Raw genomic sequence first — 12,915 nt, 5'->3', positions numbered from 1 at the left:
GGATCTTCCGCGTGGGAGAGACTCCTCCGCCCCGCGTGTCGCGCGCCGTACGAGAGGGCGCCGGACGGCGGGACCGTACGGGAGGACGTGGGACGGTCCTACCGGAGGACGCGGGACGGTCCTACCGGAGGGCGCCGGACAGCGAGGAAGGCGCCCGGTTGGACATCGGGCGCCTCCCCGGCGGAACCAGCGGGACTAGCGGGACTGCATGACCTCGCGCATCAGGCGGGCGGTCTCGCTCGGGGTCTTGCCGACGCGGACGCCGACCTTCTCCAGAGCCTCCTTCTTCGCCTGGGCGGTGCCGGCCGAGCCGGACACGATCGCGCCGGCGTGGCCCATGGTCTTGCCCTCGGGGGCGGTGAAGCCCGCGACGTAGGCGACGACCGGCTTGGTCACGTGCTGCTCGATGTAGGCGGCCGCGCGCTCCTCGGCGTCGCCGCCGATCTCACCGATCATCACGATCGCGTCGGTGGCCGGGTCGTCCTGGAACGCCTGCAGCGCGTCGATGTGCGTGGTGCCGATGACCGGGTCGCCGCCGATGCCGACGGCGGTGGAGAAGCCGAAGTCACGCAGCTCGTACATGAGCTGGTAGGTCAGCGTCCCGGACTTCGAGACCAGGCCGATGCGGCCGGCGGTGGTGATGTCGGCGGGGATGATGCCGGCGTTGGAGGCGCCGGGCGAGGCGATGCCGGGGCAGTTCGGCCCGATGATGCGGGTCTTGTTGCCCTTGGCGACCGCGTAGGCCCAGAACTCGGTGGTGTCGTGGACCGGGACACCCTCGGTGATCACCACGCAGAGCGGGATCTCGGCGTCGATGGCCTCCTTGACGGCGTCCTTGGTGAACGCCGGGGGCACGAAGACGACCGACACGTCGGCGCCGGTCTCCCTGATGGCCTCGACGACGGTGCCGAAGACGGGCAGGCCCTCGTGGGTGGTGCCGGCCTTGCGGGCGTTGACGCCGCCGACGACGCGGGCGCCGGAGGCGAGCATGCGGCGGGTGTGCTTGGTGCCCTCACCGCCGGTCATGCCCTGGACAATGATCTTGCTGTTCTCGGTCAGCCAGATAGCCATTACGCACCTACCGCGGCGAGTTCGGCGGCACGCTTGGCCGCATCGTCCATCGTGTCCACCAGCTCGACGCCGGCAAGCTTGGCGTCGGCCAGAATCTGCCGGCCGAGCTCGGCGTTGTTGCCGTCCAGCCGGACGACCAGCGGGCGGCTGACGGCCTCGCCGCGGCTCTCCAGGAGCTGGAAGGCGGAGACGATGCCGTTGGCGACCGCGTCACAGGCGGTGATGCCGCCGAAGACGTTCACGAAGATCGACTTCACGGACGGGTCGGAGATGATGATCTCCAGGCCGGACGCCATGACCTCGGCCGAGGCGCCGCCGCCGATGTCGAGGAAGTTGGCGGGCTTGGGCCGGCCGGGGAAGGCCTCGCCGGCGTAGGCGACGACGTCGAGGGTCGACATGACCAGGCCCGCGCCGTTGCCGATGATGCCCACGCTGCCGTCGAGCTTGACGTAGTTGAGGTCCTTCTCCTTGGCCGCGGCCTCAAGGGGGTCCTCGGCGGCCTTGTCCTCGAAGACCGCGTGGTCGGCCTGGCGGAAGGTCGCGTTGTCGTCCAGGGTGACCTTGCCGTCGAGGGCCTTGACCTGGCCGTCGGCCGACAGGATCATCGGGTTGACCTCGACCAGGGAGGCGTCCTCGTCGACGAAGGCGCACCAGAGCTTCTCGATGAGCTCCGCGGCGCCGTCGAGCGCGGCCGCCGGCAGGCCGCCGGCCTCGGCGATCTCACGGGCCTTGGCCCGGTCGACCCCGTCGAGCGGGGAGACAGGGATCTTGGCGACCTTCTCCGGGGCGCTGTGCGCGACCTCTTCGATGTCCATGCCGCCCGCGGCGGAGCAGATGGCGAGGAAGGTGCGGTTCGCGCGGTCGAGCAGGAAGGAGAAGTAATATTCCTCCGCGATCGCGCTGGCTTCCTCGATCAGGACCTTGTGGACCGTGTGGCCCTTGATGTCCATGCCGAGGATCTGGGTGGCCTTCTGCTCGGCGTCGGCGGCGTCGTCGGCGACCTTCACGCCGCCGGCCTTACCGCGGCCACCGGTCTTGACCTGTGCCTTGACGACGACACGGCCGGTCAGCTGCTCGGCTGCCGCGCGTGCCTCCTCCACGGTGTGCGCGACAATGCCACGCGGCACCGGGATGCCGTACTCCGCGAAGAGCTCCTTCGCCTGATGTTCGAACAGGTCCACGAGGGTCCGTCCTTGCTTGTCCGGCTGGTGTACAGATGTCGGCGGGCCGGCTCCACGGGTGAGGGGAGCCCGGCGGGTTTTGCGCCAATGAAGCCTAGCCCCCTGAAGGGCATGAGCAGGTCACCGGGTCCTAAACGCGGGCGGGAACGGCGCTCCGCACCCACTCGACGATCTCCTGGGTGGTCGCGCCCGGGGTGAAGATCCGGGCCACGCCCATCCGGTGGAGCTCGGGTATGTCCGCCTCCGGGATGATCCCACCGCCGAACACCGTGATGTCGTCGGCGTCGCCGTCCCTCAGTAGTTCGAGCACCCTGGCGAAGAGCGTCATGTGCGCGCCCGACAGGACGGACAGCCCGATCGCGGCCGCGTCTTCCTGGACGGCGGTGCGCACGATCTGCTCGGGCGTCTGGTGCAGGCCGGTGTAGACGACCTCCATCCCGGCGTCCCGCAGCGCCCTCGCCACGATCTTCACACCGCGGTCGTGCCCGTCGAGCCCGGGTTTGGCGATGACGACGCGGATCCTCGGCACGGCGTCCATACAGACCTCCTTGTCTGCGCCCCGCCCACGCCGTGGGAGCCACCGGCACCCGCGACGGGAGCTGTGGGCAGCGTAACCGTCCGCGCGGTGAGGGACCGGCCCGGTGACGGCTTTCAGCCGCCACGGGCCCGGCTCTCCATGGGCTCACACCCAATCTGCTGCCTTTATCGGTATTACCCCTACATTCCGGTACGGCATACCCTAGGGTTTTTGATCTTCTATCCTCAGGAGGAGACTTCCCCGTGAAGCGATGGATCATCCTGGTGGCCGGCGCTCTGATCCTGTCCACGACCGCCGCCCCGGCGCACGCCCGGACCGCGCCCACCGACCCGGTGGCCGCGCTGAAGGCCCAGTTCGTCGCCCAGCGTGGTGTGAAGATCGTCGAGAGCGGCCGGACCAACTCCGACGGCAAGCCCCTCTCCGCGCAGAAGCGCCGCGGCGTCGTGCAGTTCGGCGCCTCGGGCGTGGCCGGATACGACATCCTGACCAGGTCCGATCTCGCCGGGGAGAAGGCCACCCCGATCCGCAACCTCGCCGTCGGCGGGAATGTGTACATGAGCGGCGGAGTGATCGGCGAGAGCCTCCCCGAGGGCCGGAAGTGGATGCGGACGCCCGGCAAGATCCGTGATCTGTCTCCCTTCCTGACCCCGGTCCTCGCCCTGGAGCCGGCCACGCTGAAGGCCCTGCTGTCCACCAGCACCGTCAAGAAGCCCGGCGCGGCCCTCCACAAAGGCGTGATCACCCTCGGCGCGCTCTACCGCGTCTCGCCGTCCTACCGGGCGGACCTGCGCAAGCGGCCGAACGCCAAGGTCGCGGCCATGAAGGTGGCCTGGCGGCTGTGGACGGGACGCGACGGGCTCCCCAGCAGGCTGGTCACCTCGTGGGCGGAGCCGCCGCTCAGCATGGGGGTCACCCGCGTCAGCGACGTGCGGTTCGCCTCGTGGGGGACCCGGGTTAACCTCGTCGCGCCGCAGGAGGAGGAGACCGCCACCGAGTAGCGCGGGAGGGGCGGACCCGCTCCGGGGGCGCCGAGACCGGCCGGCCCGGAGCGCCCCGGCCGGCCCGGATCCCTCCGTCCCGGCCGGGGCGCCCGCCCCTTTGGACGCCGGTGTCAGGTGCCGGCGTTCGAGGTGCCGGCCAGCGTCGCCGCGGCGAGGTCGTTCGCCAGGATCGCGGTCTCCACCGCCGCCACCGACGAGCTGGAGCTCACTCCCGGCAGCGTCGCGGTGTTCACGGCGTACAGCGTGAACTCGTACTTGTGGGTGGACCCGCCGGGGCACGGCCCGAAGTACTGCAGGGCCTTGTTCCCGCTGCTCATCGCCTTCTGCTTGGCGCCCGGGACCTGCGGCACGTTGAAGCCGAGGCCGAGCCCCTCCGGCAGTGACAGCCTGCCGGCGGGAATGTCCCAGATCGCCCAGTGCTTGCCGCCGTTGGCGGTGTCGACGAAGGTGATCGCGTAGCTCTGCGTGCCCGGCGGCGCCGTGGTCCAGGCCAGCGGGGGCGAGATGTCGTTGCCGGCCACCCCGTCCCCCTGGCAGGTGTACTTGGCGGGGATGGTGCCGCCGGCGGCGAACGCGCTGCTGGTCAGCGCGGACGGCGCCGCGGCGAACTTCAGCCGCACGATGGTGTTGTCGAGGACCGTCGGCGTGCCGCCGTTCTTGTCGTTGTTGGTCGAGGTGAGCCAGAGCCCCCCGTCGGGGGTCTTGACGACGGTGCGCAGGCGGCCCCACCGGCCGTTGAAGAACGCCCGGGGCGTGTCGGTGGTGTTACCGGTGATCTTCATGACCCAGAGCCGCTGGCCCCGGACGGCCGCCATGTAGATCCAGTCGTTGACGATCTCCAGACCGCTCGGCGACGCGGCGGCCACGTCCCACTGCCGGACCGGGTCGACGTAGGCCGGGTTGCCGCATCCGCCCTCGCAGTTGGGCCAGCCGTAGTTCTTGCCGGGCTGGATCAGGTTGAGCTCGTCCAGGGTGGCGTCGCCGAACTCCGACGCCCACAGCCGTCCCCGGGAGTCCCAGGCCAGGCCCTGCGGGTTGCGATGGCCGAGGGTGTAGACCCGCGGCGCGCTCGGGAACGGGTTGCCGGGCGCGCCGGCGCCGGTCGGCGTCACCCGCAGGATCTTGCCGTTGAGCGAGTTGAGGTTCTGCGCCCGGTTGCCGTCCTGGGCGTCGCCGGTGGTGATGTAGAGCAAGCCGTCGGGGCCGAACTTGATCCGGCCGCCGTTGTGGAACTTGTTCTTGGCGATGCCCGTGACGAGTGGTTCGCGGGCGCCGATCCGCCCGTTCTCGTACTTGAAGCGCACCACGCGGTTGTCGGAGGCGGCCGTGTGGAAGGCGTAGACGTAGTGGTCGGTGGCGAAGGCCGGCGAGACCGCCAGGCCCAGGAGCCCGCCCTCGCCGCTGGTCGTCACCGCTTCGGTGATCTTGCCGACCACGGTCTTCTGCCCGTCCGGGGTGACGCGGGCGATCTCGAAGCGGTCCCGCTCGGCGACCAGCGCGCTGTTGTCGGGCAGGAAGGCGATGCCCCACGGCAGGTCGAGCTTGGCGACGTCCTTGTCGTGGACGGGGTCGCCGCCGGCCGCCGTACCGGTCGTCCTGACCGTCAGCGGCGCGCTGCGCGGCGAGACGTTGCCGTTGGCGTCGAACGCCTCGACCGCGAACGCGTAGGCCGTGTTGGGCGTCAGCCCGTCGGCGGTCGCGGTCAGGTCGGGCACGGTGGCGAACGCCGTGCCGTCGCGGTAGAGGTTGTAGCCGGTGACCCCGATGTTGTCGGTGGAGGCGTTCCAGGCCAGCGTGACCGTGCCGGCCCCGACGTTGGTCGCGCGCAGGCCGGCCGGCGTTCCGGGCGGCTGCGTGTCGTCGCTCGGCGGCGTGGTGACGTCGAGGTTGTTGCTGCCCTGGGAGGCGTTGCCCGCCGCGTCGTAGGCGAGCACGCTGAGCACGTATCTGGTGTTGGGCGTCAGGCCGGGCAGCGTGGTGCCGGTGACGTTGCCGCCCACGGTCATGAGCACGTTGCCGCCGTTGTAGATCTTGTACTGTGACACGCCCACGTTGTCGGTGGACGCCGTCCAGGCCAGGTCGACCGAGGTCGGCCTGATCTCGCCGACGGCGCGCAGGTCCGCCGGCGCGGTCGGCGGCTCGGCGTCGGCCGGCGCCGTCGCGCTCAGCCGGTCGAGGTTGGGGCCCCCGCCCGCGGTGGTGGCGGTGACCCGGACCTTGTTGGCACCGGCGACGAGGCCCGCGGTGACGGACTTCTCCACCCAGGTGGTCCACGCGCCCGTGCCGGGGAAGGACAGCCCGGCCGAGACCGGCACGCCGTTGACGGCGACGTCCATCGGACGGTCGGCGGTGGTGCCGTTGGCGAAGCGGAACGCCAGGCGGTAGTTGCCGGCGGTCGCCGCGTCGACGGTGAACTCGACGTAGGAGCCGGCGACGTTGTCGTAGTTGACGAACCCGGTCCCGGTGAACCCTGCGTGGTTGGACTCCACGGCGCCCTGGGAGACGGTGGCGTTCTCCGCCTGGTGGTCGTTGCCGGCCGCGGTCACCTCGACGTCGACGAAGTCGAGGTTGGGGGTGCCGCCCGCGGTCGTGGAGGTGATCCGGACGGTGTTGGCGCCGGCGTTCACCGGTACGGTCAGGGTGGAGGTCGCCCAGGTGTCCCAGCCGCCGGTGCCGTTGAACGCGCGGCCAGCCGAGACGACGGCGCCGTTGACGGCGACGTCGGCGGGGCGGTCGGCGGTGGTGCCGTTGGCGTACCGGATGGCGATGGCGGCGGACCCGGCGCCGGCCGCGTCGACGGTGAACTCGACGTAGGAGCCGACGACGTTGTCGGTGTTGACGAACCCGGTCCCGGAGTATCCGGCGTGGTTGGACTCCACGGCGCCCTGGGAGACGGTGGCGTTCTCCGCTTCGTACCGGGTCGGCGCGGCGGTGGCGGGGAGGGTGGCCAGCGGGCTGAGCAGCAGTCCGGCCACGAGCGCGCCGACCAGCGAGCGCGCTCGGATAGGAGATCTCATCGATCCTCCTGCTGTGGTTCTGAGGGGGGTGAGACGGCACAACTAGTTAGGAAGCCTTCCTAACTATGCATGGAGGGGATCATCTCCTCCGCCCCCTGTCAATGGAGTGACGAGGGACGGTTGGCCCCCGGGCGTCCCGGCGGCACCGGCGCGGGACCTCGGCCGCCGACGGGGAACCGCCGAGAGATCGCCCGCAGGCCCCCGCGCCGCGCCGCACCCGCCCGGCACGGCCCGCCGTACGGCTCACGCACGCGCAATCCACGGGCGCGACTTGTTGGCCCACGCCATATCCGGGGCCGCGGCGGTTGGCTAGCTTGGCGGATCCTGGCCCCGGAGAGGGAGATCCGATGAGACGGTGGGTTGCCGCGTTGGCGACGGTGCTGGCCGCTTCGGCGCTGTCGACGGGGGTGGCGCGGGCGCAGGCGCCGCCCTCCCCGGTGCAGAAGCTGAAGCAGCAGTTCGGCGAGCACGTTGGGCTGCGGATCTCCGACCTCGGCCGGGTCTACAAGGACGGCAAGCCGGCCGTCACCATCTGGCGCAAGGGCAGGGTGGAGTTCGACGCGGCCGGGGTGTACGGCACGGACACCGTGGGGCGGACGGAGCTGGGGAAGGGGGTCGTCAGGGAGCTGGAGGCCCAGATCGGACGGCGGCTCGGCTCGACCCGGGTGATCTGCTTCCCGGACGAGGCGTACCTGTCAGGCCCCGGCTACGAGACGTGGCTGCCGGAGGGCAAGACCTGGCTCGGCCTGATCGGCCCGGCCAACATCAAGCAGACGGCGGCGCTGCCGCAGATCGTGAACATCTTCGAGCCCGCCACCCTGGGCACCCTGCTGTCGCACGCCGCGGTGAACAGGCGCGTCCCGTCCGGGACGTTCCTTCAGGGGGCCGTCACGCTGCGCACGCTCTACAGGGTCTCCCCCAGCTTCCGCGACCGGCTCCCCGGGCCGCCCGGCGCCCGGAGCGGCCGGATCCCGATCGGCTTCCGGCTCTGGCTCGACCGGTCCGGCCTGGCCCGCCGCCTGACCACCACCTGGAAGCAGCCCCTCCCCGGCCGGCCCCGCCAGCACACCACCACGGTCGCCGACACCCGCTACACCGGCTGGGGCTCACCCGTCACGCTCACCCCGCCGCCCCCGGAGGACACCGCCGACGCCGGACGCGTCGGCGCCGACTTCCCGGAACCCGCGGTGCTGCCGATCGGGTAGGGCACGCGACACCGGCGGTCGGACAGGGTGCGCAGTACTGCCGGTCGGACAGGGCGCGCGGCACCGCCGGTCTTCCCGCGGGCGACCGCCCTCCCCTCGGCGATCCCGGAGGCGGCGGAGGTCTGCACAGAACATTCACAGGTATTTCAAGGCATTTATCCGTATATGAGATGCTGTTGCGATCTTGATCCGCCAGAATGCCCCCATCCCTCCCACACGGGGTGGAGGGATCATTCAGGAGGAATTTTCCTTGAAGCGATACATCGCCGGTCTGGCATGCGCTGCGACGGCCGTGCTGAGCGCCCCCGCGCTCGCCTCGACCGCACACGCCCAGGCCGCCGATCCGATCACCGCGCTGAAGAGCCAGTTCGGCGGCGGTCGCGGGGTGAGCTTCGTCGACACGACGAAATCCCAGGGCCCGGAGGGGAACGTGGTGTTCGTCAAGCGCACCGGCGAGTTCCAGTTCGGCGCCTCCGGCATCATCGCGTCCGACCAGACCGCCCAGCTCCGGATCAAGCAGCAGGAGCTCGAAGCACTCCTCGCGGCGGCGGAGGACACGGAGGACACCGAGGACGCGAAGAACGAGACGCTCTCCAAGGTCATCACCGGGATGGCCAAGCCCGAGCGGGTCGTCCGCGTCAAGGACACCTCCTACGTCTCCGGCGGCGTCATGGGCGAGTTCCTGCCCGCCGACAAGACCTGGGTCCGCAACCCGCCCGCCCCGCTCGGCCTCGTCGGCTCGATGAGCCAGTACGTCAACCCCGCCGAGCCGGCGACGCTCAAGGCCCTGCTGGCGCACGCCACCAAGCGCGCCGGGGTCTACAGCGGGAAGATCACCCTCGCCGAGCTGCAGAAGGTGTCACCGTGGTTCCGGGCCTCGTCGCCCTTCCTCCCCGAGGACAGGGCCAAGTCCGCGGTGAGCTGGAAGCTGTACGTCGGCGCCGACCGGCTCCCCCAGCGGCTGGTGACGACCTACTCGGAGGGTAAGGACTCGTCCACGACGGTCGACACCCGCTACACCGGCTGGGGTTCCAAGGTCACGATCGAGGCCCCGGCCGCCGACCAGGTCGCCGAGATGAAGGAGCTGGAGAAGGGCGTGAATGCCGTCGCCACGATCCCGCTGATCAAGAACTGATCACCTCGCGTCGGTCGCCCTGCACTGATCACCGAACAGCCGATCGCTGTTCGGTGATCGGCTGTCCGGTGATCACTGAGCAGTGATCGGTGCACGCTGATCACATCCCCGCGCCCGGCAGGCCCCGCCTGCCGGGCGCGGTCGATTGATCAGATTTTCACCCTCCATGTCACGTATTGAGCAAGAATCTCGATGATCGCTCCGCGAGGATGCGAGGACCCATACAGGAGGACCCCCTAAATGAGGCGAATGATCGCCACCCTGACCGGCGCCACCGCGGCGGCGCTGATCGCGCCCGCGCTCGTGGCCGCCCCCGCCAACGCCCAGGCCGCCCCGGCCGCCCCGGCGAACGCCCAGACCGCGCAGACGGACCCGGTCTCCGCGCTGAAGAGCCAGTTCAGGACCCACCGCGGCGTGAAGCTCGCCGAGAACTCGAAGATCATCGGCGAGGGCAAGAACAACCGGGCGATCTTCAGCCGGCGCAACGGCGTGCTGGAGTTCGGCAAGCAGGGCGTGGTGGCCTCGGACCTGACCGAGAAGTTCACCCTGCCCGGGGCCGAGAAGGAGCTGAAGAACCTGTTCGGCCCCTCCCGCACCGTCATGGTGAAGGGCGTCTCCTACATCTCCGGCGGCTTCTACGGCGACGCCCTGCCCGAGGGCAAGGAGTGGCTGCGCGTCAGGGGCGGCGCGGTGGTGGCGGGCAACCCCGCCCAGCAGATCGTCAACCCCCTCGAACCCGCCACCCTGAAGGCCGCGCTGGCCCACACGACGGCCAAGCGTCCCGGCGGCACCTGGGACGGCACCCGGACCGTCGTCCACTCGGGCACGATCACCCTGGGCGAGCTCTACAAGGTCTCTCCCACGGTCCGCGCGCTGCTGGGCGCCAAGCCCTCGGCCAAGTCCGCCACGCTGCCGGTGAGCTGGAAGCTCTATCTCGGCCCCGACCAGCTCGTGCGGCGGGCCGTCTCGTCCTGGACGCAGTCCCTGCGGGGCCTGACCAGCCTGGACATGACCTACCTCAACGACAGCCGCTACTCCGGCTGGGGCGTGAAGTCGGCCATCAAGGCTCCGTCCGCCGCCCAGGTCGCGGACTTCGACGAGCTCGACCTCGGCGCCGAGCAGAGCGAGGACCCCTTCACCCAGGTCTTCAAGGACTGATCCGTAAGGACTGGTCCACCGCGAGGATCGTCCCCCGGGACCGATCCATCCGGCCACGTGATCGGCGCCCTGAGCCGGTCCGGCCCGGGGTCGGTCCGGCTCAGGGGCGGTCCGGCTCCGGGTCGATCCGCTAGCGGCCCCGGTCCGGGGAAGGCCCGGTGAACCCACCGGGCCTTCCCCCGCAGCCACCCGGCACCCACCCCGGCCGCCCGGCGCGCTCGGCGCCGGTCAGAGCTTCTCCACCGGCGCGTAGGCCAGCAGGAGGGTCTTCTCACCTCCGCTGCCGAAGTCGATCTTGACTTTGGTCTTCTCCGCCACGCCGTCCACCGACACGACCGTGCCCAGGCCGAACTTGTCGTGGGTGACCCGGTCGCCCGGGGCCAGGTTGGGGACCGGCCGCCCGCCGGGCTTCTTGGCGGGGGCCGGGCGGGCGTCGCGGCGGGAGGCGCCCGAGGCCGCGCTCCAGGCGTTCTTGCCGGGGTCGCTGCGCCAGTCGACCAGCTCCGACGGGATCTCGGCGACGAAGCGGGAGGCCGGGTTGAACGCGGGCGCCCCCCAGGAGCTGCGGACGGCCGCCCTGGAGACGTAGAGGCGCTTCTCGGCCCGGGTGATGCCGACGTAGGCCAGGCGGCGCTCCTCCTCCAGCTCCTTCGGCTCGCCCAGCGAACGCATGTGCGGGAAGACGCCGTCTTCCATGCCGGTGAGGAAGACCACCGGGAACTCCAGGCCCTTGGCAGTGTGCAGGGTCATCAGCGTGACCACGCCCTGGCCGCCGTCACCGGCCGGGATCTGGTCGGCGTCGGCCACCAGGGAGACCTGCTCCAGGAACTCCACGAGCGTGCCCTCGGGGTTGGCCTCCTCGAACTCCGAGGCCACCGAGACCATCTCGTCCAGGTTCTCCAGGCGGCTCTCGTCCTGCGGGTCGCCCGAGGCCGCGAGCTCCGCGCGGTAACCGGTGCTCTCCAGCACCTCCTGGGCCAGCTCCGACGGCGGCATGTCGGCGGCCTTGACCCTCAGCTCCTCCAGCAGCGCGACGAACTCCTTGATGGCGTTGAGCGACCGGGTGGCCATGCCGGGTGCCTCGTCCGCCCGGCGGAGCCCCTCCCAGAAGGAGATCCGCTCGCGCGCCGCGAACGCCTCCACCATCGCCTCGGCCCGGTCGCCGATGCCGCGCTTGGGCACGTTGAGGATGCGGCGCAGCGACACCACGTCGCCGGGGTTGGCCAGCACCCGCAGGTAGGCCAGCAGGTCACGGACCTCCTTGCGCTCGTAGAAGCGCACCCCGCCGACCACCTTGTAGGGCAGGCCGGTCCGGATGAAGATCTCTTCGAACACCCGGGAGGCGGCGTTGGTCCGGTAGAACACCGCCACCTGGCCGGGCACGACGCCCTCGTCGTCGGTGAGCTTGTCGACCTCCTGCGCGACGAACATGGCCTCGTCGTGCTCGTTGTCCGCGACGTATCCGACGATCTTCGGCCCGGTGCCCTGGTCGGACCAGAGGTTCTTCGGCTTGCGGCTCTCGTTGCGCGAGATCACCGCGTTGGCCGCGCTCAGGATCGTCTGGGTGGAGCGGTAGTTCTGCTCCAGCAGGATCGTCCTGGCGTTGGGATAGTCGCGCTCGAACTCCAGGATGTTGCGGATCGTCGCACCCCGGAAGGCGTAGATCGACTGGTCGGCGTCACCGACCACGCACAGCTCGGCGGGGGCGACCGTGCCCTCCCGGATCAGGTCGCCGTCGGCGGTGCGCAGCTCGGGGGCGCCGACGAGCTCGCGGATCAGGGTGTATTGCGCGTGGTTGGTGTCCTGGTATTCGTCGACCATGACGTGGCGCCAGCGGCGCCGGTAGTGCTCGGCCACGTCGGGGAAGATCTGGAACAGGGTGACCGTCAGCATGATGAGGTCGTCGAAGTCCATCGCGCCGGCCTCGGTCAGCTTCCGCTGGTAGTTGCGGTATGCCTCGGCGAGCGTGCGCTCCAGGTGGGTGGACGCCTGGTCGGCGGCCGTCTCGTAGTCGATCAGCTCGTTCTTGAAGTTGCTGACCTGCGCGGAGAAGGAGCGCGGCGGGTAGCGTTTGGGGTCGAGGTCCATCTCCCGGCAGACCATGGCCATCAGCCGCTGGGAGTCGGCCTGGTCGTAGATGGAGAAGCTGGAGGGGAAGCCCAGCCGCTTGGCCTCGCGGCGCAGGATCCGCACGCACGCGCTGTGGAAGGTCATCACCCACATCGCCGCCGACCGCGGACCGATGAGGTTGTCGACCCGGTCCTTCATCTCCCGCGCGGCCTTGTTGGTGAAGGTGATCGCCAGGATCTCCTGCGGCTGCGCGCCCCGCTCGGCCAGCAGGTAGGCGATGCGGTGGGTGAGCACCCGCGTCTTGCCCGAACCGGCGCCCGCGACGATGAGCAGCGGACTGCCGTGGTGGACGACGGCCTCACGCTGCTGGGGGTTGAGCCCGTCGAGCAACGGGTGGGTCAGGGAAGCGGCTGGGATCGACACGCTCCTAGGTTATGGCGGTCCACCGACAACCGGGTCCAGCACCGGAGAGGAATGCCGACTGACTTGTCACCGGTTGTGAGAGATGATCGATATGCGGAAGAACAGAGGGGCCTCTC

The 12,915-nt window shown here is 70.5% G+C and carries 9 protein-coding genes; 4 read left to right on the top strand and 5 right to left on the bottom strand.

All coding sequences use genetic code 11. The features are described 5' to 3' along the window. Positions 1 to 195: 195 nt before the first annotated feature. The 3 genes from sucD to ACZ6R6_RS20500 form a co-directional block, all read right to left on the bottom strand. The gene (gene sucD / locus ACZ6R6_RS20510; RefSeq protein ID WP_470095452.1) at positions 196 to 1,071 is read right to left on the bottom strand and encodes a succinate--CoA ligase subunit alpha; all 876 of its coding nucleotides are present in this window, start codon (positions 1,069 to 1,071) and stop codon (positions 196 to 198) included. Then, positions 1,071 to 2,252, bottom strand: a complete 1,182-nt coding sequence (gene sucC, locus ACZ6R6_RS20505; RefSeq protein WP_470095450.1) for an ADP-forming succinate--CoA ligase subunit beta — start codon at positions 2,250 to 2,252, stop codon at positions 1,071 to 1,073. Before sucC ends, sucD begins: the two co-directional genes overlap by 1 nt. Positions 2,253 to 2,382: 130 nt before the next feature. Next, positions 2,383 to 2,790 (bottom strand): cobalamin B12-binding domain-containing protein, encoded by a 408-nt coding sequence (locus ACZ6R6_RS20500; RefSeq protein ID WP_470095448.1) that lies wholly within the window; start codon positions 2,788 to 2,790, stop codon positions 2,383 to 2,385. A gap of 242 nt (positions 2,791 to 3,032) precedes the next feature. Here ACZ6R6_RS20500 and ACZ6R6_RS20495 point away from each other — a divergent pair, with 242 nt between their 5' ends. Further along, the gene (locus tag ACZ6R6_RS20495; RefSeq protein WP_470095446.1) at positions 3,033 to 3,788 is read left to right on the top strand and encodes a hypothetical protein; all 756 of its coding nucleotides are present in this window, start codon (positions 3,033 to 3,035) and stop codon (positions 3,786 to 3,788) included. 113 nt (positions 3,789 to 3,901) lie between these two features. Here the strand turns inward: ACZ6R6_RS20495 and ACZ6R6_RS20490 are convergent, their stop codons facing one another. Further along, positions 3,902 to 6,808, bottom strand: coding sequence for a YbhB/YbcL family Raf kinase inhibitor-like protein (locus tag ACZ6R6_RS20490; protein WP_470095444.1), 2,907 nt, complete (start codon positions 6,806 to 6,808; stop codon positions 3,902 to 3,904). Between the two features lie 347 nt (positions 6,809 to 7,155). Between ACZ6R6_RS20490 and ACZ6R6_RS20485 the strand changes: the two genes are divergently transcribed. From ACZ6R6_RS20485 to ACZ6R6_RS20475, 3 genes are all read left to right on the top strand, one after another. Beyond that, on the top strand, positions 7,156 to 8,013 hold the full coding sequence (locus ACZ6R6_RS20485) for a hypothetical protein (protein WP_470095442.1): 858 nt from the start codon (positions 7,156 to 7,158) through the stop codon (positions 8,011 to 8,013). A gap of 250 nt (positions 8,014 to 8,263) precedes the next feature. After that, entirely contained in the window at positions 8,264 to 9,148 is an 885-nt protein-coding gene (locus ACZ6R6_RS20480; RefSeq protein ID WP_470095440.1) for a hypothetical protein, read from the top strand. A 249-nt stretch (positions 9,149 to 9,397) separates the two neighbouring features. Then, positions 9,398 to 10,306 carry a hypothetical protein gene (locus tag ACZ6R6_RS20475; RefSeq protein ID WP_470095438.1) on the top strand — a complete coding sequence of 303 codons (909 nt, stop codon included), beginning with the start codon at positions 9,398 to 9,400 and terminating at the stop codon, positions 10,304 to 10,306. Between the two features lie 228 nt (positions 10,307 to 10,534). Here ACZ6R6_RS20475 and pcrA read toward each other — a convergent pair whose 3' ends face one another. Then, complete coding sequence (pcrA, locus tag ACZ6R6_RS20470; protein ID WP_470095546.1) at positions 10,535 to 12,793, bottom strand: DNA helicase PcrA; 2,259 nt, start codon at positions 12,791 to 12,793, stop codon at positions 10,535 to 10,537. Positions 12,794 to 12,915 lie beyond the last annotated feature (122 nt).

The sequence above is a fragment of the Streptosporangium sp. NPDC048886 genome (assembly GCF_055586905.1).
The sequence above is the reverse complement of the archived record's forward strand: the minus strand, read 5'-3'. Positions and strand labels throughout refer to the sequence as shown.